This window comes from Sporolactobacillus sp. CQH2019, from assembly GCF_028765345.1.
Taxonomy (GTDB): domain Bacteria; phylum Bacillota; class Bacilli; order Bacillales; family Sporolactobacillaceae; genus Sporolactobacillus.
Genome location: NZ_JARAJZ010000007.1, coordinates 82,485 through 98,275 on the forward strand (window position 1 = coordinate 82,485; position 15,791 = coordinate 98,275).

17 protein-coding genes and 1 riboswitch are annotated in these 15,791 nt (G+C 48.2%); of the genes, 9 read left to right on the plus strand and 8 right to left on the minus strand.

The genetic code is table 11. The features are described 5' to 3' along the window. The first annotated feature begins 147 nt into the window (after positions 1–147). The 3 genes from OYT88_RS11295 (at position 148) to OYT88_RS11305 (ending at position 3,015) form a co-directional block, all read left to right on the plus strand. Positions 148–759: a flavin reductase family protein gene (locus OYT88_RS11295; RefSeq protein WP_274400117.1), complete on the plus strand. Its 612-nt coding sequence runs from the start codon at positions 148–150 to the stop codon at positions 757–759. A 247-nt stretch (positions 760–1,006) separates the two neighbouring features. After that, a riboswitch (M-box (ykoK) riboswitch) is annotated at positions 1,007–1,194 on the plus strand. A gap of 231 nt (positions 1,195–1,425) precedes the next feature. After that, the gene (locus OYT88_RS11300) at positions 1,426–2,742 is read left to right on the plus strand and encodes an Nramp family divalent metal transporter (protein ID WP_274400118.1); all 1,317 of its coding nucleotides are present in this window, start codon (positions 1,426–1,428) and stop codon (positions 2,740–2,742) included. Positions 2,743–2,775: 33 nt separating this feature from the next. After that, positions 2,776–3,015 carry a hypothetical protein gene (locus tag OYT88_RS11305; protein WP_274400119.1) on the plus strand — a complete coding sequence of 80 codons (240 nt, stop codon included), beginning with the start codon at positions 2,776–2,778 and terminating at the stop codon, positions 3,013–3,015. 235 nt (positions 3,016–3,250) lie between these two features. Here OYT88_RS11305 and OYT88_RS11310 read toward each other — a convergent pair whose 3' ends face one another. Next, complete coding sequence (locus OYT88_RS11310; RefSeq protein WP_274400120.1) at positions 3,251–3,856, minus strand: CGNR zinc finger domain-containing protein; 606 nt, start codon at positions 3,854–3,856, stop codon at positions 3,251–3,253. A 131-nt stretch (positions 3,857–3,987) separates the two neighbouring features. On the opposite strand from OYT88_RS11310, the gene OYT88_RS11315 reads away from it, so the two are divergent. Next, on the plus strand, positions 3,988–5,142 hold the full coding sequence (locus tag OYT88_RS11315) for an epoxide hydrolase family protein (protein ID WP_274400121.1): 1,155 nt from the start codon (positions 3,988–3,990) through the stop codon (positions 5,140–5,142). Between the two features lie 281 nt (positions 5,143–5,423). On the opposite strand, the gene OYT88_RS11320 is transcribed toward OYT88_RS11315, so the two are convergent. Together OYT88_RS11320 and OYT88_RS11325 are read right to left on the minus strand one after the other, a co-directional pair. Beyond that, positions 5,424–5,633, minus strand: coding sequence for a hypothetical protein (locus tag OYT88_RS11320; RefSeq protein ID WP_274400122.1), 210 nt, complete (start codon positions 5,631–5,633; stop codon positions 5,424–5,426). Between the two features lie 78 nt (positions 5,634–5,711). Next, the gene (locus tag OYT88_RS11325; protein WP_274400124.1) at positions 5,712–6,188 is read right to left on the minus strand and encodes a hypothetical protein; all 477 of its coding nucleotides are present in this window, start codon (positions 6,186–6,188) and stop codon (positions 5,712–5,714) included. Between the two features lie 176 nt (positions 6,189–6,364). On the opposite strand from OYT88_RS11325, the gene OYT88_RS11330 reads away from it, so the two are divergent. Next, positions 6,365–7,525, plus strand: coding sequence for a glycosyl hydrolase family 18 protein (locus tag OYT88_RS11330; protein ID WP_274400125.1), 1,161 nt, complete (start codon positions 6,365–6,367; stop codon positions 7,523–7,525). 262 nt (positions 7,526–7,787) lie between these two features. On the opposite strand, the gene OYT88_RS11335 is transcribed toward OYT88_RS11330, so the two are convergent. Then, entirely contained in the window at positions 7,788–8,156 is a 369-nt protein-coding gene (locus OYT88_RS11335) for an ArsR/SmtB family transcription factor (RefSeq protein ID WP_274400127.1), read from the minus strand. Next, on the minus strand, positions 8,156–8,587 hold the full coding sequence (locus OYT88_RS11340) for an SRPBCC family protein (RefSeq protein WP_274400128.1): 432 nt from the start codon (positions 8,585–8,587) through the stop codon (positions 8,156–8,158). The genes OYT88_RS11335 and OYT88_RS11340 overlap by 1 nt, the downstream gene beginning before the upstream one ends. A gap of 654 nt (positions 8,588–9,241) precedes the next feature. Between OYT88_RS11340 and OYT88_RS11345 the strand changes: the two genes are divergently transcribed. The 4 genes from OYT88_RS11345 (at position 9,242) to OYT88_RS11360 (ending at position 12,431) form a co-directional block, all read left to right on the plus strand. Beyond that, a complete protein-coding gene (locus OYT88_RS11345; protein WP_274400130.1) occupies positions 9,242–10,039 on the plus strand; it encodes a COG4705 family protein in 798 nt (265 codons plus the stop codon). Between the two features lie 325 nt (positions 10,040–10,364). Further along, positions 10,365–10,643, plus strand: coding sequence for a hypothetical protein (locus OYT88_RS11350; RefSeq protein WP_274400131.1), 279 nt, complete (start codon positions 10,365–10,367; stop codon positions 10,641–10,643). Between the two features lie 253 nt (positions 10,644–10,896). Next, on the plus strand, positions 10,897–11,592 hold the full coding sequence (locus tag OYT88_RS11355) for a lysophospholipid acyltransferase family protein (RefSeq protein ID WP_274400132.1): 696 nt from the start codon (positions 10,897–10,899) through the stop codon (positions 11,590–11,592). 191 nt (positions 11,593–11,783) lie between these two features. Further along, positions 11,784–12,431 carry an endonuclease III domain-containing protein gene (locus OYT88_RS11360; protein WP_274400133.1) on the plus strand — a complete coding sequence of 216 codons (648 nt, stop codon included), beginning with the start codon at positions 11,784–11,786 and terminating at the stop codon, positions 12,429–12,431. A 450-nt stretch (positions 12,432–12,881) separates the two neighbouring features. Here the strand turns inward: OYT88_RS11360 and OYT88_RS11365 are convergent, their stop codons facing one another. From OYT88_RS11365 to OYT88_RS11375, 3 genes are all read right to left on the minus strand, one after another. Next, positions 12,882–13,496, minus strand: coding sequence for a DUF4811 domain-containing protein (locus tag OYT88_RS11365; protein WP_274400134.1), 615 nt, complete (start codon positions 13,494–13,496; stop codon positions 12,882–12,884). 53 nt (positions 13,497–13,549) lie between these two features. Then, positions 13,550–15,031: an MDR family MFS transporter gene (locus OYT88_RS11370; protein WP_274400135.1), complete on the minus strand. Its 1,482-nt coding sequence runs from the start codon at positions 15,029–15,031 to the stop codon at positions 13,550–13,552. 72 nt (positions 15,032–15,103) lie between these two features. Beyond that, positions 15,104–15,589, minus strand: a complete 486-nt coding sequence (locus OYT88_RS11375) for a MarR family winged helix-turn-helix transcriptional regulator (RefSeq protein WP_274400136.1) — start codon at positions 15,587–15,589, stop codon at positions 15,104–15,106. Positions 15,590–15,791 lie beyond the last annotated feature (202 nt).

The following is a 15,791-nucleotide window of genomic DNA, read 5'->3' on the forward strand; positions in this document are numbered from 1 at the left end:
TTCATCCGGTTTATTTAAAGCCAGATACTGCTGCGCACTATCATCCGTTCTCGGTAAGGGATTTTTTAAATAAAGATGTTATCCACTTTAGGAGAAACTTCATTATAAAAGGGGAAGCCCCGTTTATAAAAAAGGGAGGAATCAATCATGATCGGACTGGATCCGTCCGCCTTATCCGAACGGGACAACTATAAGTTTTTAACGGGCAGCATTATTCCGAGACCGGTCGCTTTTGTGACCACGAAGTCGCCGGAAGGGGTGCTGAACGCCGCCCCTTTCAGCTTTTTTAATATTGTGACCGACGAACCGCCGATGGTTGCGGTTTCCGTTCAGCGTGTAAATGGGAACATGAAAGATACAGCGAGAAATGCGATCGCAATGAAAGCATTTGTTGTGCATATATCCGATGAACGCTATATCGCTCAAATCAATCAGACGGCCCGATCCTTGCCGCCGGATGAAAGTGAAGTCAGCATTACCGGGTTAACTCCCGTCGAGAGTACCAAGATAGGCGTTCAAGGGGTAAAAGAAGCAAGTATTCGTCTGGAATGTGTCCTTGAAAGGGCCGTCGCGCTCGGTGGAACGGCCCCTCATCCTTCGTGTGACTTATTAATCGGCCGTGTCGTTTTTTACCATATCAGAGATGATTTATATAAAAACGGAAGGATTGATCCTCAAGGTTTAAAGCCTGTCGGCCGGCTGGCGGGAAGTTCCTATACAAAACTGGGGGAAATCTTTGAATTAACCCGGCCTGTGTAAAAAAAGCCTCTGATCCGGATGCGATGGATCATTGAACCGTCAATGCCCGGACTGCTTGAGCCCGTAAAGTGTATTCCAGCCGTTTTGACTTATCATTTATCAAAATCCGAATGCTGAATGGTCCATGTATTTTTGTACCTTTTTTGTGGAAAAGGTTGACACAATTAGATTTGTGGCATAGTATAAATCATGGATATAAGATATATTAAACTTAATCTTAATTAATAATTATTTTCAAAAGACAACTGCATATCCTTGTTAGGTGAGGCTACTGTAAAGATACACGCTACTGCCCAAAAATGTCGAGAGACGCCAATGGGTCAGCAGGTATTACCGGACTAAGGTTTTACTTAATGTAGCTGACTACACGCGCAGAAATGCGGGTGCTTATGCTCAAAGCTTTACAGTGCTAAAACTCAACGAGTGGGGAGGATTCGGTTTTTCCGATGCTTTTAGATGATTTGAAAATCTCTTCACTTTGTTGTGGAGAGATTTTTTGATATTAAGGAGGTGATTGGCATGGATGATGTTCCCGGTAGTAGTCATTATAAGCTGTCTTTGAAACAATCTTATACTGGTGGTGCCATGGCCAATTACCATCCCTTGTTCTGCTGACAAAAAGTTCGGATCGGTAATGGCGATAGATGAGTAACGAGGTGAACAATTATGGAAGCGGAGATGAAAAATGGTACTCATGTAGCGGAAGACAAACTGACTAAAGCACGGGTCGTCAAAAGTCCGGCAGCAGGACGGCTGCTTACCTTTCTAATGGTATTCGGACCGGGACTTATCGTGATGGAAGCGGATAATGATGCCGGAGCGGTGTCTACCTATACCCAGGCAGGTGCACAGTACGGCACAAGATTGCTTTGGGTACTGCTCATTCTTCTTCCGGTGACGTATTTTTGCCAGGAAATGGTGGTCAGACTGGGGATCGCGACGGGCGAAGGACATGCGGCGATGATATATAAACGTTTCGGAAAATGGTGGGGAAGGTTTTCATTGTTTGATCTGGAACTGGTTAACTTTCTGACACTGATTACCGAATTTGCGGCGATATCGCTGGCGTTAAGCAAAATGGGCATTTCCCCCTATCTGTCTGTTCCTGTCTCAGCGATCGGCCTGATTTTTCTGGTTGTTTCAGGCGGATATCTGAGATGGGAGCGGGTAACGATCGTTCTTTGCCTGCTGGATGCCGTCTGGCTTCTGCTGGCTTTTATGTCGCATCCCGCTTTCGGCCGTGTGGCCCATGATCTGGTGGTTCCCGGCGTGCCGGGCGGAGGGATGACAGGCAATCTGGTCTTTATGATTATTGCGATTATCGGGACGACGGTGGCGCCCTGGCAATTATTTTTTCAGCAGAGCTGCATCGCGGATAAGAAACTGCGGTTTAAGGATCTGCCGTTCGAACGGCTCGATACGCTGATCGGAGCCGTGTTCACGGTGATCATTGCCGGCAGCATGATGCTAATAGGAAATGTACTTTTTCAAAAGGGCATCGGTTATCGGGATCCGGCGCAGATGGCCGGCGTTCTCGGACCTGTGCTCGGAAGCTTCGGAAAGAACGCCGTCCTTTTGCTGATGTGCAATGCGGCCGTTCTCGGAACAATGGCTATCTCTCTGTCAAGTTCATGGGCTTACGGCGAAGTCGTCGGATGGGAACACACGCTGCGCAAAAAGTTTAGAGAAGCACCGCAGTTTTATTGCTTCTTTGTCGGGGCCATTGCTTCTGCAGCCGGCATCGTCTTAATTCCCAATGCACCCTTGCAGCTGATTATTGTCGGCGTTCAGGTGCTGGCCGGTTTGATGCTTCCGTCGGCGATCGTATTCTTGCAGCTGCTTTTAAATGATAAGGAGCTGCTCGGGGAAAGATTTTCGAACAAGCCGTGGAACAATGCGATCAACTGGGTGATTATTACGATTTTATTCATTCTTTCGGCAATCCTGGCGGTACAGGTTATGCTGCCCGGCCTGTTTTCTTAAATGAATAGGTAATAGAGTAAGGAGGTTATTAAAATGAAAATGATGAATCAGGCAATGCATAATACAGAAATGGGAAACGGCTATAAGAAGGAATTTTATGTCGTACACCCTTTATTTGATAAACCGGAAAAAAAGTTGAATCCTGACAATCTTGGAAAAATGAAAATGACGAGAAGTGTTAAGTTTTCACTGGTGACACTGCGCTTTTATCTGATCGCCATGGTCATTCTGGCATTTTATCGCATTCTTGAAATGTCCGGAGCATTCCATTGATCTTTTTCCGGGTTTGGAAACGCTGTGGAGTCCGGAGTGAAAGATAACTTATACGCTAAAAATCAGACGAAGAAAGGACCGTCCCGCAGTCGGAAATATCGACCGGCGGGGCGGTTTGTTTTTTCCGAGGATCATGTCCCCGCTCAGTTCGGCTGATTCTTATACAGAAAGTCATAGAAAATGCAGGCGGGCGGCGGGAGAATAAAAAAAGAGAGCAGGCGGATTCCGTGGACCATCATTGGCGATGACGCGAGCGGAACCGTCTGATTTTGTCTGCATTGCCGCAGGTTCTCATATTGCACCAGCGGCGGCTATGATTTTTTGTTTCGTCGATAAACAGCCAGGTGCAGGAAGGGTTGGCGCACTCTCTGACGCGAAATGGAACGGCGGAAGCCAGCAGGTCGGCGGCGGAACGGGCCGGGGGAGCGATTATCGAGTCGAGACGGACAGGCTCTTCCCATCCCCACATGAAGCCGGACGGTGTTGAAATAATGCGCGACTGGCAGAGACCGCGAGCAAGTTCGTTATTGATCACTGCAAGATCAGGGGCGGCCGGCTTTTTCTGGACGGCAACGGCTGAAAAGATCCGATATATCGATTCCCTCAGATTTCTGGCCCGATCCAATACCCTGTTTGACGCAATTTTATGTTCTTTCGATTTTTTTTCCAGATAAACAGCCTGCTCTGCGCTTAATAATCCCGCCTGCTGTCCCCAATTCAGCAGATCCCGATAGCTGTTAAGATGCTCCGAAACGTTTGTCTGACCGCGTGCGCCGCTGATGGTGTTGGCGAAGTCCAGGCAGATGGCACCGGCAATATATTCAAAGATTTTTTCAGCCATGATTATTGATTACCTCCTATTGCGTGAAACCGTTAGAATCTAAATTGACAGGTTGCAGATCTTCTTCGTATAATGAAACCATTAAAACATATTTTAGAGGGTTACAAGGAACGAGTCAAGGAGGAGTAATCATGCCGGTAGAGCCTTTTCAAATCCATATCGCTCAGTCCGTGCTTAATGATTTGCGGACACGACTGGAACAGACGAGATGGCCTGACGCTGCGGAAGAGGCAGGTTGGAATTACGGGACCAACAGGGAATACCTGCAGGAAATCCTCTCATACTGGAGCCGGGAATTTGACTGGCGCAAACAGGAAAAATATCTGAATGGATTTTCGCAATTTCGTGCTGATGTCGGCGGGCTGGCGATTCATTTTATCCGCGAGCGCGGCCGCGGGCCCCGGCCCATGCCTCTGATTCTCACCCATGGGTGGCCGAGTTCTTTTTTCGAAATGACAAAAATCATTCCTCTTCTGACTGATCCGGTCTCATTCGGAGGCGATGCAGCAGATGCTTTTGATGTCGTGGTTCCGTCGCTTCCCGGATGCGGATTTTCACAGCGTCCCATTCGTCGGAAAATGACACTGAAAGCGATATCGGACATCTGGGCAGAACTGATGATCAATGCATTGGGGTATCAGCGGTTCGGAGCCCATGGGGGAGACATCGGCGCCGGCGTCGCTACCAGCCTCGGGCGCAGCCATTCCGAGTATCTAACAGGAATTCACATTCTGGCTGTCGGCAGTCCGTTTCTTGGCCGGGGCGCTGCGCCGCTGACACTGGCGGAGCTTGCCTATCAATCCAAAGTCCGTTCCTGGGAACAGGAAGAGGGAGCCTACGAGCACCAGCAGTCGACTCGGCCGCAGACGCTTGCTTACGGTCTCAATGATTCACCCGCCGGCCTCGCAGCCTGGATTCTTGAAAAATTCAGATCCTGGAGTGATTGCGGCGGCGATATAGAACGAAGGTTCAGCAAGGATGAATTGTTAACCAATTTAACGATCTATTGGGTGACCGAAACCATTAATTCTTCCATTCGCTTATATTACGACCACCGGTATTATGAAAAATCCGCATCACTATTTCAGCGTGTTGGGGTGCCGACCGGAGTCACTTTGACAGTGGAATCCGTAAATCAGGCACCGCGCGAATGGGCGGAACGCACGTATAACGTGCAGCGCTGGACCGCATTGCCGAGAGGCGGCCATTTTGCTGCTTTTGAAGAACCTGAATTGCTTGCCGAAGAGATTCGTGCCTTTTTTCGTCCGCTGCGGGACCGGATATAGATTTAAATTTGTGACTATAAGACCCAGAGCAAGTTGCCGGAACAGCTGCGGAAGCATCTGAAGCAGTTCCATCCTCCGACTATGAGTCCCAAGAGGCAGCCTCGATGCTAAGCACACAATTGCCGATATACCTTGGTGGAGATTGATAAACCGCCGGTGACAGCTGATAACCTATCTGGCACTACCGATGATCCACCTACAACGGCCGATAACCTGCCTGTGAGACCGATAACACGCAGTCAGCGACCGATAACCCGCCTGCGCCGACCGATAACGTGCAGTCAGCGACCGATAAATCGCCTGCGCTGACCGATAAAATAGCCGTAATGACCGATAAATTTGCTGCCGATCGATAACCTGCCTTTGTCGACCGATAACGTGCAGCCAACGACCGAAAAATCGCCTACGCCGACCGATAAAATAGCCGTAATGACCGATAAATTTGCTGCCGATCGATAACCTGCCTTTGTCGACCGATAACGTGCAGCCAACGATCGATAAATTGCCTGCGCTGACCGATAAAATAGCCGTAATGACCGATAAATTTGCTGCTGACCGATAACGGACTGTCAACGACCGATAACCCGCCTGTGCCGACCGATAAAATAGCCGTAATGACCGATAAATTTGCTGCTGGTCGATAACCCGCCTTTGTCGACCGATAACGGACTGTCAACGACCGATAAACCGTCTGCGCCGACCGATAAAATAGCCGTAATGACCGATAAATTTGCTGCTGCAATAAGCTGTCTGTGCCGACCGATAACGTACAGCCAACGACCGATAACCCGCCTGCGCCGACCGATAAAATAGCCGTAATGACCGATAAATTTGCTGCTGACCGATAACCCGCCTTTGTCGACCGATAACGGACTGTCAACGACCGATAAACCGTCTGCGCCGACCGATAAAATAGCCGTAATGACCGATAAATTTGCTGCTGCGATAAGCTGTCTGTGCCGACCGATAACGTGCAGCCAACGACCGATAACCCGCCTGCGCCGACCGATATAAGAACCGGATTTCGGTTCTTTTTTAGTTGGCACACTACGTATTTAATAATAAATTCAAAATTGATCCGGCCTCTATCAATCTGCGCTTGCGATCACTGGGCCGAGCGATTGCCGATTCTCCTGCCGGTGCTCCAACATCCGATTCTGCCCGTCTAATCATCAAGGATTTTACATAGAGTAGTAGCAGATGCCTTTCGGGAGGGAGAATCATGAATAACTTGCCTGTCCTTGCTGACCGCCTTGCAAAACTATTTCTCATTTACAGTCTTTTCATCGCTGCTATCGTCATTGGCATCCCTTCAGCTATTGTCCTCTTTCATTCTGATTCGGCCGACCCGGGGAAAAATATCGTCGACACGTCTTTAGAAAAAAATGTTGCCAATCCGGCGAAATCGGAAAGCACGGCCAAGCGTACGACAAAAAGCAGTCCAACACCGGCTCCTTTACATACCCTGTCTTTTGGTTGGGTGACGGGTAATTATAGTAACTTAGCGAATTATAACAATCTTCAAATCGTGTCTCCGCTGTTTGCGTCGATTGGGGCTTCAAGTCCTCTGAAGGTAGAAACAGCATCGCCTCTTATTTCAAAGATGCATGGCGAAGGGAAAAAAGTGTGGGGACGTGTAACGATGGAAGCACAGACCAGCGCGGCAACCCGTCAGTTTTTAGAAAATCCGGGCAGGATCAATCAGACCGCTCAGGAGATCGGAAGCAATGCGGTAAAAAGCCGTCTGGACGGGATAAACGTGGATATTGAAAATATCGGTGCAAATGATAGAAAAGCTTTCATGAGTTTTATCGTCGCTCTTTCAAATGCGTTAAAACCGAATCATATTCTATTATCGGTTGATCTGCAGCCGGAAACAGGGGGAGTGCAAAATATATCGTCTTTTAATCAAGTGCTGAATCAATATAGTGATTATGTTGTTTTCATGGGCTATGACGAACACTGGGCAACTGATCCGACACCCGGCCCTGTGACATCTCTGCAATGGCTGAAAAATAACGTGCAGCAATTCATAAAAACAGGTATATCCGCTCAAAAATTATTATTGGGTTTGCCTTCCTATACAAGAGTTTGGCAGGTCGATGCAAACGGAGCAACGATTCAGAGCCAGGCCGTCTCCAGTGAAGATTTCAATAACCTGATGTTAAAAGAACATCACAGCGGGCAATGGAATTCAACTACAGGAACTTCCTATGTTTCTTATTCGATGGGGGGAAAACAGTATAAGGCCTGGCTTATGAATGACCAATCGCTTCAATCCTATTTACAGCTGATCCAGGATTATCATTTAGCAGGATATGGATTCTGGAATTTAAATTTAATGTCTGCAAATAATTGGAATAAACTTCCTAATCCGGGCTGATTTTTGCATCTTAACATTATGATCGGCCTGCCGAGAAAATCTGAGATACAGATTCCGAGCGTACCAGACCGTAACTCAATAAGGACGATCACAAAAAGGGCGGGCTGTTTTTTTTACCCGGCCTCAGAAACTCTGTTTCACAGGCCTTTTTTCGGCAGCGACCTTTTTAACCATTGTCAGGGTATTCCATGTAGCCTGTCCGGCAGCGCGCTGCCGCCTTTTTCTATCACTGAGAAAAATCGGTGAAATTTTTTCCGGTGATTCAATGATTTTCGCCTCTCCGGGATGTCGGAGGTATTTTCATCGTGGCTCTCTGATGCTCAGCCTGATATTTGAGCATCGATAATTTATTGCTCCAGAATTGCTTGAAATAAGAGAGCCATTCTTGCACTTCCGCAAACGATTCCGGCCTGAGCCGGTAATATTTTTTTCTTCCGATCTTTTCACCGCGCACCAGATGCGCTTCAGAGAGAATGCGGAGATGCTTGGCGATAGCCGTGCGGCTCATCGCGAAACGGCCGGTGATTGCGGATATCGGCAATTCTTCTTCGGCCAGCAGGCGCAGGATTTTTCTGCGTGTCGGATCGGCAATCGCTTGAAAGACATCGTGTTCCTGCTTCGCCGTGGCCATCACGTTTCCGCGATCTTTCTGAGCTGTTTGCAGATTCCGTTCCAGCCGCCGGCCATCGTTTGACGAACCGCGTCGTTTCTGCGGCCGGCTTTCGGAACGATGTCCTCGGGATTTTTCCAGCCGTCGTGAATCAGTGTAAAGGCTGTTCTGTCCCCCTCGCTTTTCAGAATAAACGAAACAATCCAGCCGTCTTCATCCCAGGTGAAAGAAAGACGATGCGGCGGATCGAGTTCAATGACTTTGCACGGCGAGGACCCGTAGGGCGTTCGCAAATGAAAAAGATGCCCCGCTTTCGTTTCAAAATCATTGGGCATGAACCAGAATTCAATCCCCTTCGATGTGGATATAAAATCCCATACTTTTTGAATGGGGGCATTGATCAAAACAGTTTGTTCGATTGCCGGTAGGGCAGTCTGATTCTTGTCGGTCATTATTTTCTCCCTTTCATTTTCAAATAAAACCTTTTGGTTTCACTTAATAATATAACACCAAAAGGTTTCACGTCAATGTTCGGGCGGAAGGTTCCGCGGCTGTTTTTTATTCTGAATGCATGATCATGAGTGTTTTGTTTGGTAAAGGCATCAAATAGCTTAGACTCGTTTGAAAATTTGTATTTATAAAGTGATCCTTATTTTTTTAAAAAGAACAATCGGTGCAAATCGTTTTGCAGTCGATTTTTTATAAAATTTTTTGCCGGTCTTAATGCGATGATTTTGCCCGGTCATCGTTTGATCGATCGCTATCCATTTATTAAAAAATTCTAATGTTCAGGTGATCCTGTTTCTCAAAAGACACGGACAGAGGACGTTCGTACATTGCGATTATAATGACTGCTGCAAACGATCGAGGAAGCGATAGAATTCGGCGTCCTGTGGCCCTGTATCGGTTGCAGAATACGGTCGGCATCGCCGCGGCAAAGAAATGCCGAATCACGCTGCTGCAGAAATCCGAATCCGGCTGGTTCCTGAAGGTCCGAGAAGAGCAGTGCCGGGGATCGGAATTTAAACCGAATCCGCCGAATTCAATCTATGGAAGAAAAAAATATTTTTCTAAACGGATAGCAAAAAAAAGAAAAGAGTGAGTCAATGAATAAACCATTGCTGGCCGATGCGCTTCATCAGCAGAGCGTTTTTTCTAAAGTTCCTGAGATTACGGCCTATTTTTGGATCACCAAGCTGCTGACAACCGGAATGGGGGAGGTGTTCTCCGATTATCTGGTTAAACAGATCAATCCGGTGATTGCCGTTATTCTCGGCGGATTGGGCCTTGCAGCCGCAATCATTCTTCAATTCCGGGTGAGACGCTATATTGCCTGGATTTACTGGCTGGTTGTCGTCATGGTCAGCATATTCGGAACGATGGCCGCAGACGTTGTCCACGTCGTGCTCGGCGTCCCCTATCTGATATCGACCCTGTTTTTTGCAGCGGCACTGGCCGCCGTCTTCCTGATCTGGTACGCAGCCGAGAAGACGCTGTCGATACACAGCATTTATACTTTTCGCCGCGAACTGTTTTACTGGGCTGCCGTATTGGGAACATTTGCGCTCGGTACGGCTTCCGGAGACATGACGGCGATGACCCTGCATCTCGGTTACTTCTCTTCCGGAATATTGTTTGCCGTCCTTCTTATTTTGCCGGCTATCGGCTATCGGCTGTTCGGTCTCCATCCAATTTTCGCTTTCTGGTTTGCTTACGTTATGACACGTCCGGTAGGCGCTTCTTTTTCCGATTGGCTTTCCAAGTCGCACAACCTCGGCGGAATCGGTTTTGGAGAGGGCGGAGTCAGCCTTGTTTTAACGATGATTATTGTCGTCCTCGTCGGATATTTGCAGATCGCGCGGCCGGATGTAAAAAGCAAAACACCGGCATCGGCCGTACGCTGATCCTGTCGGATTGAAAACCTGCAACATTATAAATAAAAGATAAAAGCAAACTGCCTGTTCCCTTATCTTAGATAGGGAGCGGGCAATTTTTTCCCGTTTTCGGCCACTATTCATATCTGCGGGTCGCATGCATGGCGTTTTACGAGAAAATATCACTAAGCAATTATTAGTTCGCAGAAAAAATATTTGCCTTTCAGCCATGATACTGTCCGCTGTAAGGCTGTCTTCAGCGGGTTTTCGGTTGTCGGCAGCCCGTTATCGGTCGCTGCGGGCAGTTTATCGGTCATAGGCAGCCTGTTATCGGTCGCTGCGGGCAGTTTATCGGTTGTCGGCAGCTCCGTTATCGGTCGCTGCGGGCAGTTTATCGGTCATAGGCAGCCCGTTATCGGTCGCTGCGGGCAGTTTATCGGTCATAGGCAGCCCGTTATCGGTCGCTGCGGGCAGTTTATCGGTTGTCGGCAGCCCGTTATCGGTCGCTGCGGGCAGTTTATCGGTCATAGGCAGCCTGTTATCGGTCGCTGCGGGCAGTTTATCGGTCATAGGCAGCCCGTTATCGGTCGCCGCGGGCAATTTATCGGTCTTCGGCCACTATATCGATCATTAGCAGAATGGTCGGTCGTCGCAGAGACAGCTATCGGTCTTATCATTTGGAAGGCGGGGCTGGATGTTCAAGTGCCGGCCGGTTCGTAGATGCTCTTTATCTAAAAAGTTCTGATCCTCTCAGGCGTCTTCGTGATATAATAAATAACCGGAGTTTTTCATTTGATTCGTGAATAAAACTTGTCGTTTCTCAACTGTTTCGCAAGTATATTTTTAAAATTGTTTTTCAAAAACGAAAAAATAATGAAGGGTTTTCCATGAGCGTTCAAAAGAAATCCAGCCATCCGCTATTTAAAAGTCTGAAGAGGGTTGTCCGATTATTTTTTCGCCGACGAACGCTTATCGGAGCTGAGAATGTGCGCCGGGATCTGCCGGCCGTTTTTGTATGTAATCATCTTGGCTCTTATGCGCCGATCATGATGGAACTTTTCTTTCCTTATCCGTTCAGGCCCTGGGTCACTTATCACATTGTTACAAAAGGAAAATGTGCGGATTATCTTGAAGCCCATTTTGCGCAGACAGAGCTGAAGCTGCGCCGCCCGTTCAGCAGATGGGCGGCGGCGATCATCGCTCCTCTTTGTATACATATAGTCCGAGCTACTGGGGCGATTCCGGTCTACGGAGGGTCGCTTCGCATAACGCGGACGCTTGAAGAGAGCTTAGACGCAATTAAAAAAGGAGAAAATCTGGTTATTTTCCCGGAAAATGAGGAAAAGCCGTTTTCGCCGGTTATCGATGATTTCGATGTCGGATTTATTCATCTGGGCAAACTCAGCTATCAGAAAACGGGAAATCGGCTTCCGTTTTATCCCGTTTTTATAAATAAACAGAAAAGATCGATTTCGATCGGATGCCCGATTATTTATTCTCCCGCCCGATCTTTTCACGTGGAAAGACAGCGCATCAAAGCGTATCTGCAGGAATCGATCAGCAAAATGGCGAGCGGCCGCTGAATCTGAAAGGAAAGGGATCCGTGCCGTCTGCTCCGGGTGCTGCGGATAGGAACGCCATCTGCAGAGGTTCTGCGTCTTCGTTCTCTGCCGTTTGTTCCGGGTGCTGCAGATAAAGAGGCCGCGGTCTTTTAAAAGCCATTTTCGAGGGCCGGTTTCTGAATAAAAAAATTCCTATTCGAGGTTATGTGCAAATGAAAGCCGATTATATGGAAAGATTCGGCATTTTGCTCGATTATCACGGACCGCAGCACTGGTGGCCCGCCGGATCGATTTTTGAAATGCTGATCGGGGCGATTCTGACGCAAAATACAAATTGGAAAAATGTTGCGATCAGTTTGAAAAAGCTGGCGCCTTTTCTGACTCCCGAAAAGATGGAGCGGCTGGAAATCGATGAATTGGCCGGACTGATTCGATCATCCGGCTTCTACAGGTTGAAAGCGCAGAGAATCCGTTCTTTCCTGAACTGGTACAGACGCTATGATTATGATCCCGGAAAGGCGGGAGCGGAGGACGGCTGCGAGCTTCGTAAGGAATTGCTCGATGTGAAGGGAATCGGCGAAGAGACGGCCGATGCCATGCTTGTCTATGCGTTCGGCAAGCCGTTTTTTATTGCGGATGCCTATGCTCGCCGCCTGTTCACAAGGCTCGGAGACCGGGTACCGAAAACATACGGCGCGCTCCGGGCACAGGTGGAAAAAGATCTTCCTCACGACCTGACCGTGTATCAGGAATTCCATGCCCTGATTGTCGCCCACGCCAAAACGCATTGCAGGGCTGTACCCAGCTGTGAGCATTGCCCGCTCGCCGCTCAATGTGAAAGCCGGGGCGCGCTTAAGTAGGGATTCACGAATATTCGAGTATGTCCTGCATGCATCAACGCCGATTTTGATGCTTGCTCCGCACAGCCGTTAAAAAGGCAATGCCTAATCATCGGCTTTTTTTATACAGACATGCGGGCTCTTCATGGCTCTTTTTGACGATTCAGGCAGCCCGATCATCCCGTGCCCGGGACTGAAGCGGCCGCAGTAGATCATGCCGGGTGATTCCGATGAAACCAGGCAATGAAAGCGGCATTGTAAAAAGGGTGCCGAACATGCCGAAAAGATTGACTGAGCGGCTCCATCATTTGCCGCAGACAATCCGCAGCGGATTTAAGCCGATTTGCAGCCATGCTTACAGGCCGGCGATGGATGCCGGAATTGAAAAGGGGGCGGATCAATGCCTCAAAAAAAAAAGAAACCGGAGAAATACCGGTTTCCTTTCCCGGATAGACCGAAGCGATATCCGGATCATTGACGAAGGGTCCTCCCTGCTGCCTTTTTCATCGCCTGCTGCTTCTGTTTCATCTGCTGCTGCATTTTTTTGGCCTGGGCGGTGCTGAGCACCAGACGGTTTTTCGGAAGATAGAAAACGTTCTGCGTAGATACGAGCACATCGTTGTTTCCGCTTAAAGCGAACAGATTCCGATAAAACGCATTCGCATAGACGCGCTTCGTCTTCCTGACGGAGAGATAGGGCGACTGATCCGTTGTCCGGATCTGACTCTGATCGGTGATGGCGGTGTGCTTCATTTTTGTTTTGTTTGTTTCGCTGATATTATAAATATACAGTTTATCTTTTCCGACATCCTGGTGGAGAAGGAGAAACGGGACGGCGGACGGCTGTCCGGCTGTCTGCGGAACGGTTGAATAAATTTTTACTTTCTGTGATTGGACAACGTCTTTCATGCCAAAGTGCTGATAATCATTCAGTACGATCAGGCATTCACTTCCGATCAGAACAATCAGCGACAGGGCCACCAAAAAACCGTTGATCCATTTATGTTTTGAAAACCATTTGTCGCCGCTCATAAGAACAAAAATCACAAAAAGAACGGCGCCGATGATGAGGGTGAACAGAATCAATATTTTCACTTCCTGAGTGTTGAGATTAAGAATCGATGAACGGCAGCGGGCGGTCAGCCGGCCTGCTGCAGATCATGTTTTTCCCGTTCCTTCTCTTTTCCTTTTATGAAGAAGGTCAGAAACAGGGTGGCCAGGCAGAAGCAGACGGCGACCCAAAATGCTGCCGTCATTCCGTGCAGGCCGGCATCAATCGTTTTTTGTCCGTAAGCGGCCGGATCGGTTGAGAGCATGCTTTTTGCCGGCATCGTGTTTTTAGTCACATTAGTCAGAACGCTGACCAGAATCGCTGTACCAATGGAACCGGCCACGGTGCGGATCGTATTATTGACGGCTGTGCCATGACTCATGAGATTATTGGGGAGGGCATTCATTCCCGCAGTCGTTACCGGCATCATGATCATGGATATGCCGAGGAAGCGGATGGCATAGAAGACAATGATCGATACAAAAGATGTGTTTTCGGTAAAGAAAGCAAACGGTATCGTACCGAGCGTCAGCAAAGATACTCCGGCGATCGCCAGTTTGCGGGCCCCGATTCGGTCGAAAATCATGCCGGTCACAGGACTCATCAGTCCCATGACAATGGCTCCGGGAAGCAGCATGAGGCCGGAATGAAGAGCGCTCTGACCGCGCAGATTCTGAATATAAAGCGGGAGAACGAGCTCGGCTCCGATCATCGCCATCATGACAATACTGCTGATTGCCACCGATAAACTGAAGATCGGCGAGCGGAACACTCTTAATTCCAGCATGGGTTCTTTCATCCTCAGCTGGCGCCAGGCAAACAGAATGACAAAGATAACGCCTATAATCAGCCACCAGATCACTTCGGGACTCGACCAGCCGTCATTGCCGACGCTGCTGAATCCGTACAGAAGGCCGCCGAATCCGATCGTCGAAAGGACAACCGAGAGAAAATCGATGCTCGGATTGGTTAAAGGGACCACCTTTCTCATCGCCATAAAGGCGAGAAGGATGACGAGGATCGTAATCGGAATAATCATGTAAAAAAGGACGCGCCAGCTGAAGCTGTCGACAATCCAGCCGGACAGTGTCGGCCCGATCGCCGGAGCAAAAGCGATGACCAGCCCGGCCATTCCCATAGCAACGCCGCGTTTTTCCCTTGGGAAAATCAACAGAAAAATAGTCTGCATCAGCGGCATCATGATCCCGGCGCCGGCTGCCTGAACGATCCGTCCTGTCAGCAGGATAGAGAAATTAGGAGCAAACGCCGCCATGATGGTCCCGATCAGAAAAACGGTCATTGAGATAATATAAAGCGTCTTTGAACTGATTTTATTAATCATCAGAGCCGTTACGGGAATCATGATCCCGTTCATCAGCAGGAAAGCCGTCGTCAGCCACTGGCCTGTCGAAGCGGTGATGTGAAAATCCGACATGATTTTTGGAAGCGCCGTGGACAGCAGCGTCTGATTGAGAATCGTGCAGAAGGCGCCTACCAGTAAGACGATAATAAGAAAAGTGCGATTATAGGCCTTGCCGTCAAGATCAACAGGCCGTGTTTTTTCGGTCAATGATTCATTCTCCTTTATTAAATAATTTTTCATGGGATAAAAGCATCATAATAAGATGAGGCGCTCATTGTTTCAGCATTTCGGCTCCTCACTTTTAAGATGTCTGTTTTCTTCGGTTTCATGATCTTTTAAATAACTTTCAATAAGAACCAGGTCCTCTCTTAAGTTCAGCAGCTGTTCTTCGGAGAGCGCCCTGAGCGGCTCGTTTCTGATCTCATCCGCTATCAGGCCGAGTTCCTGAACAAGTTTCCGGCCCTTTTCGGTAAATATAATATTCTGCGATCGGCGATCCTGAGGATTTTGTTTTCGCTCGATGAGCCGGTTTTTTTCGAGCCGATCGATAATGCCCGTCATGGTTGAGCGGGAAATACCTGTCAGGGCTGAAAGATCCGCCGGGGAAATCGTCCTTTTTTCTTTGTGTGCTCTTTCGTAAAGCACCTTCATCACAAAATACTGCGGCAGTGTCAGACCTCGTTGAGCCAGCCGTCTGTTTAATTTTAACTTACCTCTTTTGGCAACTTTGAAGATTAATTCTACGACCTCCTGCCTGAGATCCATACAGACCACATCCTTAGAAAATATGATATCTATGGAAATAATATCAATTAATATAGTTATTGTAATAACTATATCAGCAAAAATCAAGTAACAGGATTCCACTCGTTTCGAATTATTTTCCGATCGAAGCCTGTATACTAAGGGTTTTGGCTAATCAGTACCTTTTGTTTTCTGCTTTTTCAAGAAAATATTTTTCTGAAAG